This window comes from Tenacibaculum sp. TB-53, from assembly GCF_059716285.2.
Genome location: NZ_CM202790.1, coordinates 2,865,070 through 2,880,969 on the forward strand (window position 1 = coordinate 2,865,070; position 15,900 = coordinate 2,880,969).

Consider the following 15,900-nt stretch of genomic DNA (forward strand, 5'->3'; position numbering starts at 1 on the left):
TGTTTCTAGAAAATATTACTGTTTTTACAACAATTCTTCACAATAAAAACCATGATATTGTATTGCTTTTAAAATGGCATCAGCTTTAATCATTTGAGTCTCTACCCGAAGAATATTATCGCAATCTTCTAAGTCAAAATTCCAGCGGTCATTTTTGGTAATCAAACGATTTAAAGTAGGTTGAACAATTTTAATTTCATTGTTTTTTGTAATGGATGTCTTAAATACCAAAACTGTTTTCATTTTAGTTTGATTAACGTTCATAAAAATATGGAGGTTCAATACCTAAAGCGCGCAAATACACATAGGCTTGTCCGCGATGATGGATTTCATTGTCAATAAAATAGAATATTGATGACCAAACCGTACCTTCATATTGACCAAATATTTTAATGTTTTGTTGAAACTGCTCTGGTTTTATCTGTGCCCAATAAGTATTTATTTCGTCAGTAGCCTTGTCCCAGAGTTCAATAATTTTTGCTTTTTTGTTACCGTGGTCAACCCTTTCAATTAATTCTTGAATTTCTCCAGTAGCAATTTCTTTAATACCAGGTCCAGCTATACCTAAAAGTTCCATAACCATATCAGCAAAAGTACGCATACCTCCTATAGAGTAATTAAAAAAGGCTTCCTCAGTAAAAGCTTCAATAGTTCTTCGGGTTAAACCTCGATGCCCTTGCCAATGTGCTAATAACTCAGAAGGTGTAATTACTTGTTCTAATAATGTGCTTGTTGTTGATTCCATAATTGTAATTTTTATTATTTGAAATCAAAATTAATATGGGGTGGTGACAGCTTTATGTCAGTAGGAAAAAATAAATTTTAAAAATGTCTATTGACAAGCGGTTGTCACTTACTGTATGTTACTTTGTATAAAGTATAGTTATTATGTTGAAGCTAAAATTTAAAAAATACTTCAGCCTGAAATCCTATCTTTGGGAAATATGTTATAGCATTATGAGTTTAGACACGGTAAAACGTTTTGATAGAATTGTGGCAATACTTATTCAGTTACAATCTAAACGTATAGTAAAAGCACAAGAATTGGCTGATAGATTTGAGGTGAGCCTACGTACTATTTATCGTGATATACGAACCCTTGAAGCATCAGGTGTGCCCATAATAAGTGAGGCTGGTGTTGGTTATTCTATTATGGAAGGGTACCGTTTGCCTCCTGTTATGTTTACTAGAGAAGAAGTAGGAAGTTTTGTGGCTGCCGAAAAACTAATGCAGAAGTTTGTAGATAAATCATTAGGAAACTACTATGAGTCTGCTATGATGAAGTTAAAATCAGTGTTGCGTGGTCGTGAAAAAGATTGGATTTCTGCCTTAGAATCACAAATATTAGTTGATCCTACAAATAAATTATTCAACGATAGTTTACCAAATGCACTTGAAACATTATTTGAAAGTATTGCAGAAAAAAGACAGGTGTTTTTAAAATATCAGGCGGTAAATAGAGAAACACCTTCTGAGCGTTTTGTGGAACCTGTGGGTATTTATCACGAATCAGGATTTTGGTATGTATTGGCTTTTTGCCATTTAAGAAGTGACTACAGGCAATTTAGAACCGATAGAATGTTAGCAATAAAATCAACTCAACATAGTTTTACTAGAGAACACATTACGTTAGATGAATACCGTAGTCAGTATGAAAATATACCAAAAACAAAAGTTGTTATTTCCGTTGATAAAAGTGTCGTAAGGTATATAAACAATAGCAAAATGCAACATGGTTTTGTGTCTGAAAAAGTAAAAGGAAACCAAGTAGAAATGACATTTATGACTTGCTATGTTGAACACGGTTTTTCAAGGTGGTACATTGTGTTTTCAGATTATGCCAAAATAATTGAACCTGAAAGTTTAAAACTTCAAGTAAAAGAGATTTTAGAAAAGGCGATTACAAAACTTTAATGTGCCTCTAACGAGTTTGCTCCTGTATCAATTTCAACATCCAACGGAACGCTCATTTTAAAGGCGTTTTCCATTTCTTGCTTAATGATAGATAGGTTTAATAGTATCTAATTCATCTTTATGTGCGTCAAAGACGAATTCATTTTGCATTTAAGCAAATATTTAGTCAAACACTTCACTTGTTGATTCATAATTACCTTAAATAAATTTACTCTTTTTTAAAATATAGTTTTAAGATACATTTATATAACTGCAAAATAAATAATAGGTTACTGTGAGGTTGATAAAATAAATATTATAGGCGTTGCCGAAAAGCCTTCAATAGAGTAGGGTAATTTTAAATTAATTATTATGTTAAAATCTATTTCAAGTTTAGGTAATATTTTATCTAAATCAGAGCAGCAAAAAGTAAACGGAGGAGCAAAAGACTGCCCAGAAGGTTCTATGTATAGGTGTTATGACCAATTAATAAATGGTGTTCTTAAAACTACTTTTTGTTATTGTGTACCATTAGCTATAGGAACTAATCCAGGAGAACTTGATGGTTAATCATCTTTGTTTAAAAATGAGGCTAAATTACTTCGTTTTTAACGAATAATTTAGCCTCATTAAGTTCTAGTAAAATTAATGCGCCTCTAACCAGTTTGCTCCTGTATCTATTTCAACATCTAACGGAACGCTCATTTTAAAAGCGTTTTCCATTTCCTGTTTAATAATCGGTTTAATAATATTTAATTCATCTTTATGAGCATCAAAAACCAATTCATCATGTACTTGTAGTAACATTTTCGACTTGAAGTTTTCTTGCTCAAATCGCTTATAAATGTTAATCATGGCAAGTTTAATGATGTCGGCAGCCGAACCTTGAATAGGAGCATTTACCGCATTCCTTTCTGCAGCACCACGAACAATAGCATTACGAGAGTTGATGTCTTTTAAATAACGGCGACGATGTAAAACAGTTTCTACATATCCGTGCTCACGAGCAAAATCTACCTGCTTAGAAATATAATTTCGTAGTTTCGGATAGGTTGCATAATAGGTGTCAATCAACTCTTTTGCTTCTTTACGAGATAAATCGGTTTGATTACTCAATCCGAAAGCAGAAACTCCATAAATAATTCCGAAGTTTACAGTTTTAGCATTGCTACGTTGCTCGCGGGTTACTTCCTCAATAGGAACATTAAATACTTTTGCAGCAGTAGAAGCGTGAATGTCTTCACCATGTTGAAAGGCTTTAATCATGGTTTCTTCCTCACTTAAAGCAGCGATAATTCGTAATTCAATTTGACTGTAATCAGCCGCTAGCAATACATAGTCTTCATTTCTCGGAATAAAAGCTTTACGTACTTCTTGTCCACGTTTTGTACGGATTGGGATATTCTGTAAGTTCGGGTTGTTAGAACTTAAGCGTCCTGTAGCTGCTACAGCCTGAGCGTATACGGTATGTACTCTTCCTGTTTTAGGGTTGATTTCATTAGGAAGTGCATCAACGTAGGTACTTTGTAATTTTTTATACTGACGATATTCTAGAATATCAGCAACTATTTGATGGTCTTTAGCTAAATAAGAAAGCACATCTTCTGCTGTAGAATATTGACCTGTTTTAGTCTTTTTAGGCTTGTCAACTAGTTTTAGCTTATCAAACAAGATAGGACCTAATTGTTTAGGTGATGCAATGTTAAATTCTTCACCGGCTTGTTCGTATATGTTTTGCTCAAGTTGTGAGATGTCTTTAGATAAGGCTTTCGAAAGTGTTTTTAAGAAGTCAGTATCTAAATTAATACCTTCAATTTCCATAGCTGTTAATACAGAAACTAATGGTGTTTCTACTTCGTTGAATAACTTGGTAACATTGCCACTTTCCAACTCTTTAGAAAAGTGCTCTTTTAATTGATAGGTGATGTCTGCATCTTCAACTGCATATTCGGTTTGTTTTGGTAACTCAACTTGTCGCATTGAAAGTTGATTTTTACCTTTTTTACCAATCAATTCTGTAATAGAAACAGGTTGGTAATTTAAGTAGGTTTCAGCAAGTACATCCATATTATGACGCATATCAGGATTGATAAGGTAATGCGCAATCATGGTGTCAAACAAATTCCCTTTTACAGGCATGTTGTAATTTGACAATACTTTGATATCGTATTTTAAATTGTGGCCTATCTTTTCAATGTTTACAGCTTCAAAAAATGGACGAAATTCTTCTAAGATAACTTTTGTTTCTTCTTGATCTTCCGGAAATGAAACATAATAGCCTTTACCAGCTTCCCATGAAAAAGCAATTCCAATTAGCTCAACTTCTAAGGCCTTTAATCCAGTTGTTTCAGTATCAAAACACACAGAATTTTGTTGCATTAATTTCTCTAACAATAATTTTCTTGAAAGAGGTGTTTCTATTAATTGATAGAAATGATTCGTATTTTCAATGGTTTTAAAACCGTTAATATTTGTGTCTTTAGTAGCGCTTCCACTACCAGGAGTTGCAAATAAATCAAATTGACCTGCAGCACTAGTCTTTGTTGTTTTAGGTATTTCTAATGCAGCAGTAGTTTCTTCAGAAGGAGCAAATGTTTTTAAGAAGTTTTCCGTTAAACGACGAAATTCTAATTCAGTAAAAATTTCTTTGGTAGCTTCAACATTGGGTTGCTCAAAAACCAATTTATCCAATTCTAACTCAACAGGAACATCTAGCATAATGGTTGCTAGTTTTTTAGAAAGCAAGCCTAATTCTTGATTAGCTTCTACCTTTTCTTTCATTTTTCCTTTTAACTCATGGATGTTTTCAAACAAACCTTCCATACTACCATAAGCAGCAAGAAATTTCTTGGCTGTTTTTTCACCAACACCAGGTAATCCAGGGATATTATCAACAGAATCCCCCATCATTCCTAAAAAGTCAATTACTTGTAACGGGTTTTCCACACCAAACTTAGTTTTCACTTCTTCAACACCCCACTTTTCATATCCATTTCCCATACGAGGTGGGCGGTACATAAAAATATTATCAGAAACCAGTTGAGCAAAATCTTTATCAGGCGTTACCATGTAAGTGTGTAGTCCTTCTTTCTCAGCTTTTTTAGCCAGCGTACCAATAATATCATCGGCTTCGTACCCTTCTTTTACAATGGCAGGTATGTTCATGGCTCCTAATATTTTTTCAATGTAAGGAACAGCTAAACGAATGGCTTCAGGTGTTTCTTGTCGGTTTGCTTTATAATCTTCAAAAGCTTCAACGCGGTCAGTACTTCCTCCTTTGTCGAAACAAACGGCTAAATAATCTGGCTTTTCACGCTTTATTACATCTAGTAAAGAGTTGGTAAACCCCATAATAGCTGAGGTGTCTAACCCTTTAGAGTTGATACGTGGGTTTTTAATAAAGGCATAATATCCTCTAAAAATTAAAGCATACGCGTCGAGTAAAAAAAGTCGTTTTTGATTTGCCATGTTAAGTCTTAAGCCTATTGAAATAAAATGTTGATATCGATTTGTTTACAGAAAAAGTAGAAAAACTATCGTTTCTATGAACTTTGGAGGTAAAGCTACAAAACTTTAACAAGATGTTAAAAATCAATTTTAAGAATCGCAGTATCTTTGTTTCTCCTTAAAAATGAAATAGATGTCTCGTTGGTTAGTAACAGTTATTATAATATCCGCAATAATTATTGTATTTGAAGCATATGCTTTTCAAGCAATAAAAACACTTACAAGAAGTAAAATTATTCGTTATGGATGGTTGTTAATTGGGGTATTAGCTTACATACACTTTTTTTATGTAATTTTTGGTTACGATAGAAGTTCTGGGCAAACAAGAGAGTTTCAATGGGCAATGGGAATACTTTTACTTGTTTTAGTTCCTAAGGTGGTGATTTTTTTATTAATGTTTGGAGAAGATGTGGTTAGATGGTCTCAAAAAGGAATCTCATTTTTGTTTAAAGAAGAAACCAAAGACTTGGTTGGTAGAAGAGCTTTCATATCAAAACTAGCTTTAGGACTGGCAGCACTACCGTTTGCAAGTATGTTGTATGGTATTTTTAAAGGAAAATACAATTACAAAGTGCTTAAATACCAGTTAAGTTTTAAAGACTTACCAGAAGCTTTTGATGGTTTTACCATATCTCACATTACCGATATTCACTCAGGAAGTTTTGATAATAAAGAAAAAATTAAATATGGAGTAGATTTAATTAACGAGCAAAAATCTGACATGATTTTATTTACGGGAGATATTGTAAATAATTTTGCACACGAAATGGATGATTGGATTTCTGTTTTTTCAAAGTTAGAGGCACCTGTTGGAAAATACTCAGTATTAGGTAATCATGATTATGGAGATTATTCTGATTGGAAAACACCAGAAGATAAAAAAGCAAATTTCAAAGCAGTAAAAGATATTCATCCAAAAATAGGATTTGAATTATTATTAAATGAGCATAAATACATTGAAAAAGACGGACAAAAAATAGCATTGATTGGAGTAGAGAACTGGGGAAAGGGCTTTAATAAAGCAGGAGATCTTAAAAAAGCATCAGAAGGGGTAAGTAAAGATGATTTTAAAATTTTACTGTCCCACGACCCAAGTCATTGGGAGTATAAAGTAAAACAAGACGATTTTAATTATCATTTAACTTTAAGCGGGCATACGCATGGTTTACAGTTTGGGATTGAAATTCCTGGTTGGATAAAATGGAGTCCATCAAAATATGTTTATAAACAATGGGCAGGGTTATATAAAGAGTTTAATAGGTACATTAATGTGAATAGAGGGTTTGGTTACCATGCCTTTCCTGGTAGAGTGGGGATTTGGCCTGAAATTACCGTAATTGAGCTAAAAAAAGCTTGATTTTTCAGTATTTTTAAGATTATCATAATAATTACCTAACAAAAAATTAGTAATTTTAGGCACTTTACTGATAAAACTTATGCAAAAGATGACAAAGTTTGGTGAAATTATAAGCATTAACAAACCTGTGTTAATCGATTTTTATGCAGATTGGAGTGAACTAGAACCTAGTTTAGATACACTTCGTGATGTAGCTGCTGCATTAGGAGACAAAGCCAAGGTGATTAAAATAGATATTAACAAGAATGAAATTCTTGCAGATGCCTTACGTGTTAAAGGAAATCCAACTTTTATGATTTATAAAAATGGAGAGATGAAATGGCGCCAAACTGGAGAGCAAGACGCTAATACGTTAATAGGCTTAGTTCAGCAGTTTGTTTAAGAAATTGCCTTAAACTTATAACCTTGTAACGAAAATTCTTCTAGAACTTTTGGAAGCACATAATATAACTTGTCGCTAGCCTTTATACTATCGTGAAAAACGATAATACTCCCATTTTCTACATTTCTGAGTACATTTTGTAAACATTTTTCTTTAGTAATAGTCGGGTCAAAATCTGCTGACAATACATCCCACATAATAATTTTATAACCATTAGCAAGAAGTTGTTTGGCTTGTTTTCTTTTTATTTTTCCGTAAGGAGGGCGAAATAGTTTTGTTTTTTGATGCGATAATAAGTTTTCGCATTTGTTTATGTTGTCAATATAAGTTGTATTGCTGTTTTTCCAGCCGTTTAAATGATTAAAAGTGTGGTTTCCTACCGAATGTCCTTCATTAACAATTCTTGAAAAAACAGCGGGGTATTTTCGAATATTATCACCAATACAAAAAAAAGTAGCTTTTGCATTGAATAGGTGAAGTTGGTCAAGTACAAATTCTGTTACTTTTGGAATAGGTCCATCATCAAAGGTTAGAAATATTTCTTTTTGAGTAGAAAAAAAAGACCACGTATATTTAGCGAATAAACGTTTAAGTATACGTGGTGTCTTTATAAAATATAACCTCATTAAATTAAGGCTTAATAGTATCGAGTTCTTGTGGAAGCTCAGGCTCTTCTTCAGGCATTAAATGACTAAATAGACGAGCATGTGTTATATAATCTTCAAAAAACTTTTTACCATAATCTTCATCTTTGTCATATCGAGTAATTTGCTGAACTAAGTTTTGATACATGTACAGAGTTGTTTCTAAATTATCGATGATTAAATCAATGTCCTGAGTATTAAATGTGCTATAATACTTTAACTTCTGTTGGAAAATATCAGCTAAGGTTTCGGCAGTTTCTCTAGCTTTATTAATATCACCAATACGATAATACAATTCTGGATAGCCTAAAGAGAAATTGTAGTGATCAAAATCTTTAATAGGCATTTTGTGTAACGATAAATCTAACACGTCTTTTGCATTTACAGAATCTCCTTTTTGTAAGAATTCTTCAGATAAACGAATTAAGTTATTACGTAATGAAATTGCGTTACGCTTACTTTGCTCATCTAGGTAAATTTCTCCGTTATTGATTGTTTTCCAATCCCATTTTTTAACATTGTTATACATTTTTTCAGGATCTATGCGTCCCATGTCAAAAATTGTTCGCCCTTTATTAGATGTTTTTATAGGTACTAATTTGTACGCCATTCCATCTAATTGTAAGTAATCTTTTAGCCAAATGTATTCTTCATCAGCATTTGCACCACCAGTAAAGTAAATAGGTCGCTTCCAGTCGAAATTATTTAAAATGTCTAGCATTAAAAGTCTTGCTTTTGATAAACCTCTATCATCAACAGTAATGTCAATATAATCTACCATTTTATCAGCATCTTTTTGTGCTACTAATCCAGTTTTTAAAGCATTTTCTTTGTTAACAGGAATACGAATTCTGTTGGTTGGATAAAATTTTTCCTTAGCGCCATCTCCTGCGTCTAAATAAGTGGCATCATTATCACTAGCTATCCAACGCATAAAATCTTTTATATTAAGTAAAGAATCTTTTAACTGTGGAAGTGGGTAGTAGTATGCCATATCCAAGGTTCCATACTTGTACTGATCGTGTGTTAACTGTGATGGAATAGGGTCAGCATCATAGGTTTTCTTTTTCATTTGATCGATGTACCAATCTGTTTGAAAAAGACTTGTGTTTACTATTTTAATATCTCTGCGAACACCTTCTACTTGTTGCATGTACCAAAGAGGGAAAGTGTCATTGTCTCCAATAGTAAAGATGATTGCATTCGGGTCACAGCTCTCTAAATAGGTTTGTGCATTTAGCTGTGCTAAATAACGGTCAGCTCTATCGTGATCATCCCAATTTTGGAAGCCCATTAAAGCAGGGACAGCTAGTAATGAAACCACTGAAACAGCAATTGCAACTACCTTTTTAGGAGCATACTTTTTAAAGTAATCATAAAGGGCAAGTACTCCAAAACCAATCCAAATAGCAAATACATAAAAGGAACCAACTACCGCATAATCACGTTCACGAGGTTCAAAAGGTTTTGGGTTCGTGTAAAATATGATAGCTAATCCTGTGAATAAAAAGAACAGTGTTAACACATAAAAATTCTTCTTATCTCTATTGAGTTGATATAACAAACCAATAAGCCCTAAAATAAAAGGTAAAAAGAAGTAAGTGTTACGTCCCTTATTGTTTTTAATATCATCAGGTAAGTTTTGTTGTGAGCCTAAGCGAGCCTCATCAATAAAATCAATACCGCTTAACCAGTTTCCATTTTCAATATCTAGATGTCCTTGAATATCGTTTTGACGACCTACAAAGTTCCACATAAAATAACGCCCGTACATATATCCAAATTGAAAATCAACCATGAATTTTATGTTTTCTAAAAACGTTGGACGTCTTTTACTTCGAGCAGGAATTCCAGCAATACTTTTGTATTGTTGCTCAGAAGCAGGATTTACCATACGAGGAATAAACCCTTTGTGTTTACTTGAATAATTTGGAAGTACATTTTTGTACCTGTTTACAATAACATACTTGCCATCTATTTTTTCGTACTTAGGTTTATCGTCTTTATAAGGATTATCGGCATCTTGTTCTCTATCATAAGCTACAGAATAGTAATTATCATAAAAAACATTTGCATCACCATATTGTTCACGATTGTAGTATGCTAGTAGTTCACGCGCACTTGATGGGTTGTTCTCGTTAATAATGGTATCAGCATTCGCACGTATTGGTAACATTAACCAAGACGAGAAACCAATCATTATGAATAGTACTGAAAGCACTAAAGTATTTGCAGTAACTAAATTCTTTTTACGTGTATATTTTAATCCGTAAAAGAATAAAGCTATTAAAACAATTCCAGCTATAATAGTTCCTGAATTATAAGGTAGTCCTACTTGGTTGATAAAGAATAACTCAGCAACACTAAAGAATTTTAAAGTGAAAGGGAATAAAAACTTAAACACAAACGCTAAAACTAATATTGCAACTAGTGTAGCAATTGCAGTTGTTTTGATGTTGATATCCTTATATGTTTTGAAGAAATATACCAAAACGATTGATGGAATTACTAATAAAGAAAGTATATGAACTCCAAAAGATAGTCCAACTACAAAGCTAATTAATACCAACCATTTATTTCCTCTAGGAGTATTTAATTCACTTTCCCATCGTAACCCTAACCAAAATAGTAGCGCCATTAAGAAAGAAGACATAGCATACACTTCCCCTTCAACAGCACTAAACCAAAAACTATCAGAAAAAGTATATGCTAAAGCACCTACTAATCCGCTTCCTAATACAGCAATAGCTTCATTATAACCTAACTTTCCATTTTTTATAGCCATTCTTCTAGCTAAATTGGTAATTGTCCAAAACATGAAAAGGATAGTAAAAGCACTTGCCAATCCAGACATAAAGTTGACCATTTTTGCCAACTGATTAGGGTCACTAGTAAACATAGCGAAAAAAGCACCTAACATTTGAAATAAAGGAGCACCAGGAGGGTGTCCAACTTCTAAATTTACAGCAGTTGCGATATATTCTCCACAATCCCATGAACTCACTGTGGGTTCAAGAGTTAAGGTATAAGTGATTAACGCTACTGCAAACGAAACCCATCCTAAAATGATGTTCCACTTTTTATAGTTAAACTCAGTCATAGTTTTTTGTCTAGATATAAAGTACGAATGTATTAATTACTAATGATTTTTTCGTTGAAAACAAAAATATAATTTTAACAGTTTCTCTAAAATAGCGACTTATATAAAGTTCTGTTAAATGAAATTTTTGAGGTTGAAAAAGAAGTAAACGAAAAAAAGCATAAAAAATTTGCTGAAATATAATTTTGTTCTATATTTGCACCCGCAATTGGCCTATGGTGTAATGGTAACACACCGGTTTTTGGTACCGATATTCAAGGTTCGAGTCCTTGTAGGCCAACAAAATCCTTACGAGTTTCGTGAGGATTTTTTTATAAAAAGTGTTTAATGATTTCTAAATATAAAACTTTGTTTTTATATTTGCACTGTAAACATTGGCCCATGGTGTAATGGTAACACACCGGTTTTTGGTACCGATATTCAAGGTTCGAGTCCTTGTGGGCCAACTAAAAAGTCTTAACTGAATAAGTTAAGACTTTTTTTTGTGTTAACAGTTAACCAAATTTATAATGAGTATAATTGGGGTTGTTATTAATAAACTGAGGATTGCTATATGGTAAGTATTGAAAAGGTAAAAAAATACTCAATTGAAGAACTTATAGAGTATATATATAATAATAAAATAAGTAAAGATACATTTATCAATGCTTATGATAAAAGTTCTTTAACTATAAAAGAAGCAGAAAGTCTGCTTTATAATATTGATGTTTCTTACAAAAGAATTAATGAATCTTTAGAACTTGAGTTGAAGCTTTTTTATGTACTAGTTCCTTTTGGTATTGTTAATGTATTTCTTCATTCTCATAATTCAGATATTAAAAGATTTGAAACATTTAAGTTTAAAAGAAAAATTAGGCAATATTACCTTTATTCTTCAGTAGGTAGTATTGCTTACATAATAGGTGGAATACTTATAGGAATATTCTCTTAACCAAAAAAGCAAATAAAATACCTCAATAAAAATTATTAAACACTAATATAATTTTTATGTAACAAAACTTTAGTCATTTCGTCTTCAATTAAAACACTATTATTATGAAACGAATTGCAACCATCTTTTTCTACTTTTTTGTGTTAAGTTCTTTTGCACAAAAAGAAAACTTTAAAACATTTTACCAATCTAATAAAGATAGAGCAGAGGTATCTTTAAATATTCCTAGTTTTTTTGCCAATATGTTCATCTCTGATGAAGATACTAATGAGTTTGGAGTTTTCTTAAAGAAATCTAAAAACTATAAAATTATGGTGTTCAATAACAACATGGCTTCAGTACAAAAAGATTTTAAAAAATATGCTCGAAGAAATAATTTAAAAACATTAGTAAGAGTAAAAGATGGTAAGGAAAGGGTAACGGTGTATTTTAGAGAAACAAAAGACCGCATTAAAGAAATTATTGTCAACGTTCACGATAAAAGTGACGAAATGGTATTATTAGGAATTAAAACTAATCTCACCATGGATGAATTATCTGCTATGGTAGAAGCATCTACAAAAAATAAAAGCATAGCTTCAAATTAAAAAGACTTCTATGTTCCCTAAGCGTAGTCGAAGGGAAGTATATAAATTTATAAGTAACTCCGACTGTAAAATGTCGGAGTTTTCTTGTTTTTTAACTCACAAGTTCTTTCAAACTTTCTACTACTTTTTTACTATTTCCAATAAAAATTTGGTTGTCAACAATAAAAACAGGGCGCTTTAAAAAAGTGTATTCATCTAAAATATACTGTTTGTAATCAGCTTCCGTTAAATTTTGATTCTTTAAATCCATTTCTCGATACAGTTTAGCACGTTTATTAAATAAACTTTCGTAACTGTCTGTTAACTCGCGCATTGATTCCAGCTGAGCAACTGTAATTGGGTTGGTTTTTATTTCTTGCTTTTCAAATCCGTCAATATTTACTTCTTTTAAAATTCTTCGACAAGTATCACAAGTTTGTAAAAAATAAACTTTTTTCATCTGTTTACGTTTTTATTGTATTGGCTATAGTTTAGTTTTAACCATTAAATAACAAACACTCATTGTAGGTTTTCATGGCTAAATAGGTATCTTTGAAATAGCTAAAATAACTAGAAAAATGAACAAACAATTTGAAGTTTTAAAAAAATCGAGAGCGTTAGTTTTAAAAAGAATAGAAGGTTTATCGCATGAACAATTACATATAATTCCAGAAGGATTTAATAACAATATTGCTTGGAATGTAGCACACTTAGTGGTTACACAGCAACTATTGCATTATAAAATGTCTGGATTGGATTGCTTAGCACCTGATGAGTTAATTGAAGGATACAGAAAAGGAACATTTCCTACCAAAGATTTTACTGAAGAAGAATTTGATGAAGTAAAAGAACTGTTAATTGGATTACCAGATACTTTACAAGAAGATTTTGAAGAAGGAATTTTTAAAGAATATCAAGAGTACGAAACCAGTACAGGTTTTGTGATAGATTCTTTTGAAAGCGCCATGGCTTTTAATAATTTACACGAAGGTATGCATTTAGGTATTATTATGAATTTGACCAAATTGGTGTAAACCTCATGCATCTGGTATGCATTCAGATGGAAAAAATGTCAACGGATGAAATTCAATACGAAAACAATACATGGAGGTCAAAAACCTGAAGAAGCTACAGGTGCAGTAATGCCTCCTATATTTCAAACATCAACCTACGCACAGTCGAGTCCAGGGGTGAACAAAGGATATGCGTATTCACGTTCAGCGAATCCAACGCGTACTGCTTTAGAAAGTGCGTTTGCTGCTCTTGAAAATGGAACACACGGATTTGCTTTTTCTTCGGGTTTATCGGCGATAGATTGTGTGTTGCGAACTTTAAATCCAGGTGATGAGGTAATTGCAGGAGATGATATTTACGGAGGGACGTATCGAATGTTTACGAACATGTTTGAAAAATATGGATTGAAATTTCGGTATGTGGATATGAATGAGGTTACGAATGTAACCAATGCTATCTCTGAAAAAACAAAACTCATTTGGATAGAAACACCGACCAATCCGCTAATGAAAATTGCGGATATTGAGGAAATTACCAAAGCAGTAAAAAATATAAAAACATCTATTGTAGTTGCGGTTGATAACACGTTTGCAACCCCTTATTTACAGCGTCCGTTAGATTTGGGAGTTGATATAGTGATGCATTCGGCAACAAAATATTTAGGAGGGCATTCTGATTTGGTGATGGGAGCTTTAATGGTAAAGGATGCTAAACTTGCAGAACAATTACATTTTATTCAGTTTGCAGCAGGAGCTATTGCAGGACCTATGGATTCGTTTTTAGCACTACGTGGAGTAAAAACCTTACACTTACGTATGCAGCGTCACTGTGAAAATGGAAAAGCAGTAGCACAATATTTATTAGAACATCCAAAAGTAAGTGAAGTCTTTTATCCAGGGTTAGAAAAACATCCAAATCACGGAATCGCTAAAAAGCAAATGGATGATTTTGGAGGCATCGTTTCTTTCCGTTTAAAAGATCAGAGTAAACAAGCAGCCTTATCTTTCTTAGAAAATACTAAAATTTTCACCTTGGCAGAATCACTAGGAGGAGTAGAGAGCTTGGTAAGTCACCCAGTAACGATGACGCATGCATCAATTCCTGAAGCTGATCGTTTAAAAATAGGAATTACCGACTCTTTAATCCGTTTAAGTGTTGGAGTAGAAGATATCGATGATTTACTAGGTGATTTAGAGCAGGCACTTTCTAAATAAAAAAGACAACCAAGAATAAAAATGAAAAAAACCGAAGCATCAAAGCTTCGGTTTTTTTATCCTTTCAAGGATAAAATATACCGTTCAGTATATTTTGTGTATATTTGTATCTCAAACTTTTTTAAAAAATGTCTAAATCTGAAAGAACAAAGGCTTTTATAATAGAAACAGTAGCTCCTATTTTTAATAAGAATGGCTATGCAGCTATGAGCTTATCTAAAATTACAGAGGCTACAGGTTTGACTAAAGGAGCCATTTACGGACATTTTGAAAACAAAGAAGAGTTAGCCATAGAATCGTTTAAGTTTTCAGTAAGAAAAGTACTAAAAGACCTTAATGAAACTGTTAATAAGGGTGAGACACCTATAGAAATGTTACTTAATGTGGCACTTTTTTATGAAGGTTATTATGAATATAATAAGCAATTTGGCGGTTGCCCTATTTTAAACATCGGTGTAGATGCTAATAATCAAAATAAGGTAATTGCTCAACTGGTTCAATCGTATAATCACAGAATTTTAGAGAAATTTTCTCTACTCATTGAAAAAGCAAAAGAAGCTAATGAAATTAAAAAATCAGTAGATAGTATGTTGTACGCTAAACGCTTTTTTTACATGATTGAAGGAGCGGTGTATATGACACATATTATGAAAGATGACAGTTACTTAAAGGATGTATCTACAGTACTACAACAAATTATAAAACAAGAATTACAGAAATAACTATTTTTTTAATCAAAAATATACCGTTTGGTATATTTTAAACTTAATACCATGGAAATACCAAAAATTTTAGAAAGTAAAACAAAAATCAGATTTCAAGATTGTGACCCTTTTAATCATTTAAATAATGCATCCTATTTCAATTATCTTATCAATGCTAGAGAAGATCAATTAATAGCTAATTATAATTTGGATATCTACCAACACGGAAAAGAGCGAGGAAAGAGCTGGGTGGTAGGTTCACATCAAATAGCTTATTTAAAACCAGCAACCTTAATGGAAACAGTAACGATAGATTCTCAGTTAATTCATTATGGAGAAAGAAATTTGTTAGTTGAAATACGCATGTGGAATGAAGATAAGACAGAATTGAAAGCAATACTTTGGAGTTCTTTTGTGTATTTTGATTTGATAAAATTATCAACAGCAAAACACTCAGAAGATTTATTAGAGTTGTTTGAAAATGCTGTTCTACCAATAGAACAAACTAGTTTTGAAGAAAGAACAAAAAGTTTTCGATATCAAAAAGTGTCATAATAAAAAAGACCTGCATTTTGCAGGTCTTTTTTT

At 32.3% G+C, this 15,900-nt stretch carries 16 protein-coding genes and 2 tRNA genes; 12 read left to right on the plus strand and 6 right to left on the minus strand.

The window, feature by feature from the left end; translation table 11 throughout:
* Positions 1-24 precede the first annotated feature (24 nt).
* Together AC3VJB_RS13115 and AC3VJB_RS13120 are read right to left on the minus strand one after the other, a co-directional pair.
* Entirely contained in the window at positions 25-264 is a 240-nt protein-coding gene (locus tag AC3VJB_RS13115) for a hypothetical protein (protein WP_497667230.1), read from the minus strand.
* Positions 254-745 carry a DinB family protein gene (locus tag AC3VJB_RS13120; RefSeq protein ID WP_437823593.1) on the minus strand — a complete coding sequence of 164 codons (492 nt, stop codon included), beginning with the start codon at positions 743-745 and terminating at the stop codon, positions 254-256. Before AC3VJB_RS13120 ends, AC3VJB_RS13115 begins: the two co-directional genes overlap by 11 nt.
* Before the next feature lie 212 nt (positions 746-957).
* Between AC3VJB_RS13120 and AC3VJB_RS13125 the strand changes: the two genes are divergently transcribed.
* Positions 958-1,914, plus strand: a complete 957-nt coding sequence (locus AC3VJB_RS13125) for a helix-turn-helix transcriptional regulator (protein WP_159488968.1) — start codon at positions 958-960, stop codon at positions 1,912-1,914.
* Positions 1,915-2,265: 351 nt separating this feature from the next.
* A complete protein-coding gene (locus AC3VJB_RS13130) occupies positions 2,266-2,463 on the plus strand; it encodes a hypothetical protein (RefSeq protein ID WP_159488859.1) in 198 nt (65 codons plus the stop codon).
* A gap of 75 nt (positions 2,464-2,538) precedes the next feature.
* On the opposite strand, the gene polA is transcribed toward AC3VJB_RS13130, so the two are convergent.
* Entirely contained in the window at positions 2,539-5,361 is a 2,823-nt protein-coding gene (gene polA, locus AC3VJB_RS13135) for a DNA polymerase I (RefSeq protein WP_437823594.1), read from the minus strand.
* Positions 5,362-5,533: 172 nt separating this feature from the next.
* Between polA and AC3VJB_RS13140 the strand changes: the two genes are divergently transcribed.
* The gene (locus tag AC3VJB_RS13140; RefSeq protein ID WP_173360451.1) at positions 5,534-6,757 is read left to right on the plus strand and encodes a metallophosphoesterase; all 1,224 of its coding nucleotides are present in this window, start codon (positions 5,534-5,536) and stop codon (positions 6,755-6,757) included.
* Positions 6,758-6,845: 88 nt separating this feature from the next.
* Positions 6,846-7,139: a thioredoxin family protein gene (locus AC3VJB_RS13145; protein ID WP_047788184.1), complete on the plus strand. Its 294-nt coding sequence runs from the start codon at positions 6,846-6,848 to the stop codon at positions 7,137-7,139.
* On the opposite strand, the gene AC3VJB_RS13150 is transcribed toward AC3VJB_RS13145, so the two are convergent.
* Positions 7,136-7,765, minus strand: coding sequence for a polysaccharide deacetylase family protein (locus AC3VJB_RS13150; protein WP_497667231.1), 630 nt, complete (start codon positions 7,763-7,765; stop codon positions 7,136-7,138). The genes AC3VJB_RS13145 and AC3VJB_RS13150 overlap by 4 nt on opposite strands.
* Before the next feature lie 4 nt (positions 7,766-7,769).
* Positions 7,770-10,883: a glycosyltransferase family 117 protein gene (locus AC3VJB_RS13155; RefSeq protein WP_497667232.1), complete on the minus strand. Its 3,114-nt coding sequence runs from the start codon at positions 10,881-10,883 to the stop codon at positions 7,770-7,772.
* A gap of 209 nt (positions 10,884-11,092) precedes the next feature.
* On the opposite strand from AC3VJB_RS13155, the gene AC3VJB_RS13160 reads away from it, so the two are divergent.
* The 4 genes from AC3VJB_RS13160 (at position 11,093) to AC3VJB_RS13175 (ending at position 12,401) form a co-directional block, all read left to right on the plus strand.
* A tRNA-Gln gene (locus AC3VJB_RS13160) sits at positions 11,093-11,163 on the plus strand.
* Positions 11,164-11,258: 95 nt separating this feature from the next.
* Positions 11,259-11,329: transfer RNA gene (locus AC3VJB_RS13165), tRNA-Gln, on the plus strand.
* A gap of 107 nt (positions 11,330-11,436) precedes the next feature.
* A complete protein-coding gene (locus AC3VJB_RS13170; protein ID WP_173360448.1) occupies positions 11,437-11,814 on the plus strand; it encodes a hypothetical protein in 378 nt (125 codons plus the stop codon).
* A gap of 104 nt (positions 11,815-11,918) precedes the next feature.
* Positions 11,919-12,401, plus strand: a complete 483-nt coding sequence (locus AC3VJB_RS13175) for a DUF4252 domain-containing protein (protein ID WP_173360447.1) — start codon at positions 11,919-11,921, stop codon at positions 12,399-12,401.
* A gap of 91 nt (positions 12,402-12,492) precedes the next feature.
* On the opposite strand, the gene AC3VJB_RS13180 is transcribed toward AC3VJB_RS13175, so the two are convergent.
* Positions 12,493-12,840: an arsenate reductase family protein gene (locus AC3VJB_RS13180; RefSeq protein ID WP_173360446.1), complete on the minus strand. Its 348-nt coding sequence runs from the start codon at positions 12,838-12,840 to the stop codon at positions 12,493-12,495.
* 118 nt (positions 12,841-12,958) lie between these two features.
* Between AC3VJB_RS13180 and AC3VJB_RS13185 the strand changes: the two genes are divergently transcribed.
* The 4 genes from AC3VJB_RS13185 (at position 12,959) to AC3VJB_RS13200 (ending at position 15,867) form a co-directional block, all read left to right on the plus strand.
* Positions 12,959-13,414, plus strand: a complete 456-nt coding sequence (locus AC3VJB_RS13185; RefSeq protein ID WP_497667233.1) for a DinB family protein — start codon at positions 12,959-12,961, stop codon at positions 13,412-13,414.
* A gap of 45 nt (positions 13,415-13,459) precedes the next feature.
* The gene (locus AC3VJB_RS13190) at positions 13,460-14,608 is read left to right on the plus strand and encodes a cystathionine gamma-synthase (RefSeq protein ID WP_497667234.1); all 1,149 of its coding nucleotides are present in this window, start codon (positions 13,460-13,462) and stop codon (positions 14,606-14,608) included.
* Between the two features lie 128 nt (positions 14,609-14,736).
* Positions 14,737-15,330, plus strand: coding sequence for a TetR/AcrR family transcriptional regulator (locus tag AC3VJB_RS13195; RefSeq protein ID WP_281979564.1), 594 nt, complete (start codon positions 14,737-14,739; stop codon positions 15,328-15,330).
* A 51-nt stretch (positions 15,331-15,381) separates the two neighbouring features.
* A complete protein-coding gene (locus AC3VJB_RS13200) occupies positions 15,382-15,867 on the plus strand; it encodes an acyl-CoA thioesterase (protein WP_125066472.1) in 486 nt (161 codons plus the stop codon).
* The last annotated feature ends 33 nt before the right edge of the window (positions 15,868-15,900 follow it).

Bases quoted from the DNA above. Each gene is read 5' to 3' on its own strand.
- AC3VJB_RS13150 (WP_497667231.1), bottom strand. From the start codon at position 7,765: ATGAGGTTATATTTTATAAAGACACCACGTATACTTAAACGTTTATTC.
- AC3VJB_RS13145 (WP_047788184.1), top strand. From the start codon at position 6,846: ATGACAAAGTTTGGTGAAATTATAAGCATTAACAAACCTGTGTTAATC.
- AC3VJB_RS13185 (WP_497667233.1), top strand. From the start codon at position 12,959: ATGAACAAACAATTTGAAGTTTTAAAAAAATCGAGAGCGTTAGTTTTA.
- polA (WP_437823594.1), bottom strand. From the start codon at position 5,361: ATGGCAAATCAAAAACGACTTTTTTTACTCGACGCGTATGCTTTAATT.
- AC3VJB_RS13140 (WP_173360451.1), top strand. From the start codon at position 5,534: ATGTCTCGTTGGTTAGTAACAGTTATTATAATATCCGCAATAATTATT.
- AC3VJB_RS13115 (WP_497667230.1), bottom strand. From the start codon at position 264: ATGAACGTTAATCAAACTAAAATGAAAACAGTTTTGGTATTTAAGACA.
- AC3VJB_RS13190 (WP_497667234.1), top strand. From the start codon at position 13,460: ATGAAATTCAATACGAAAACAATACATGGAGGTCAAAAACCTGAAGAA.
- AC3VJB_RS13120 (WP_437823593.1), bottom strand. From the start codon at position 745: ATGGAATCAACAACAAGCACATTATTAGAACAAGTAATTACACCTTCT.
- AC3VJB_RS13130 (WP_159488859.1), top strand. From the start codon at position 2,266: ATGTTAAAATCTATTTCAAGTTTAGGTAATATTTTATCTAAATCAGAG.
- AC3VJB_RS13200 (WP_125066472.1), top strand. From the start codon at position 15,382: ATGGAAATACCAAAAATTTTAGAAAGTAAAACAAAAATCAGATTTCAA.
- AC3VJB_RS13180 (WP_173360446.1), bottom strand. From the start codon at position 12,840: ATGAAAAAAGTTTATTTTTTACAAACTTGTGATACTTGTCGAAGAATT.
- AC3VJB_RS13195 (WP_281979564.1), top strand. From the start codon at position 14,737: ATGTCTAAATCTGAAAGAACAAAGGCTTTTATAATAGAAACAGTAGCT.
- AC3VJB_RS13175 (WP_173360447.1), top strand. From the start codon at position 11,919: ATGAAACGAATTGCAACCATCTTTTTCTACTTTTTTGTGTTAAGTTCT.
- AC3VJB_RS13125 (WP_159488968.1), top strand. From the start codon at position 958: ATGAGTTTAGACACGGTAAAACGTTTTGATAGAATTGTGGCAATACTT.
- AC3VJB_RS13170 (WP_173360448.1), top strand. From the start codon at position 11,437: ATGGTAAGTATTGAAAAGGTAAAAAAATACTCAATTGAAGAACTTATA.
- AC3VJB_RS13155 (WP_497667232.1), bottom strand. From the start codon at position 10,883: ATGACTGAGTTTAACTATAAAAAGTGGAACATCATTTTAGGATGGGTT.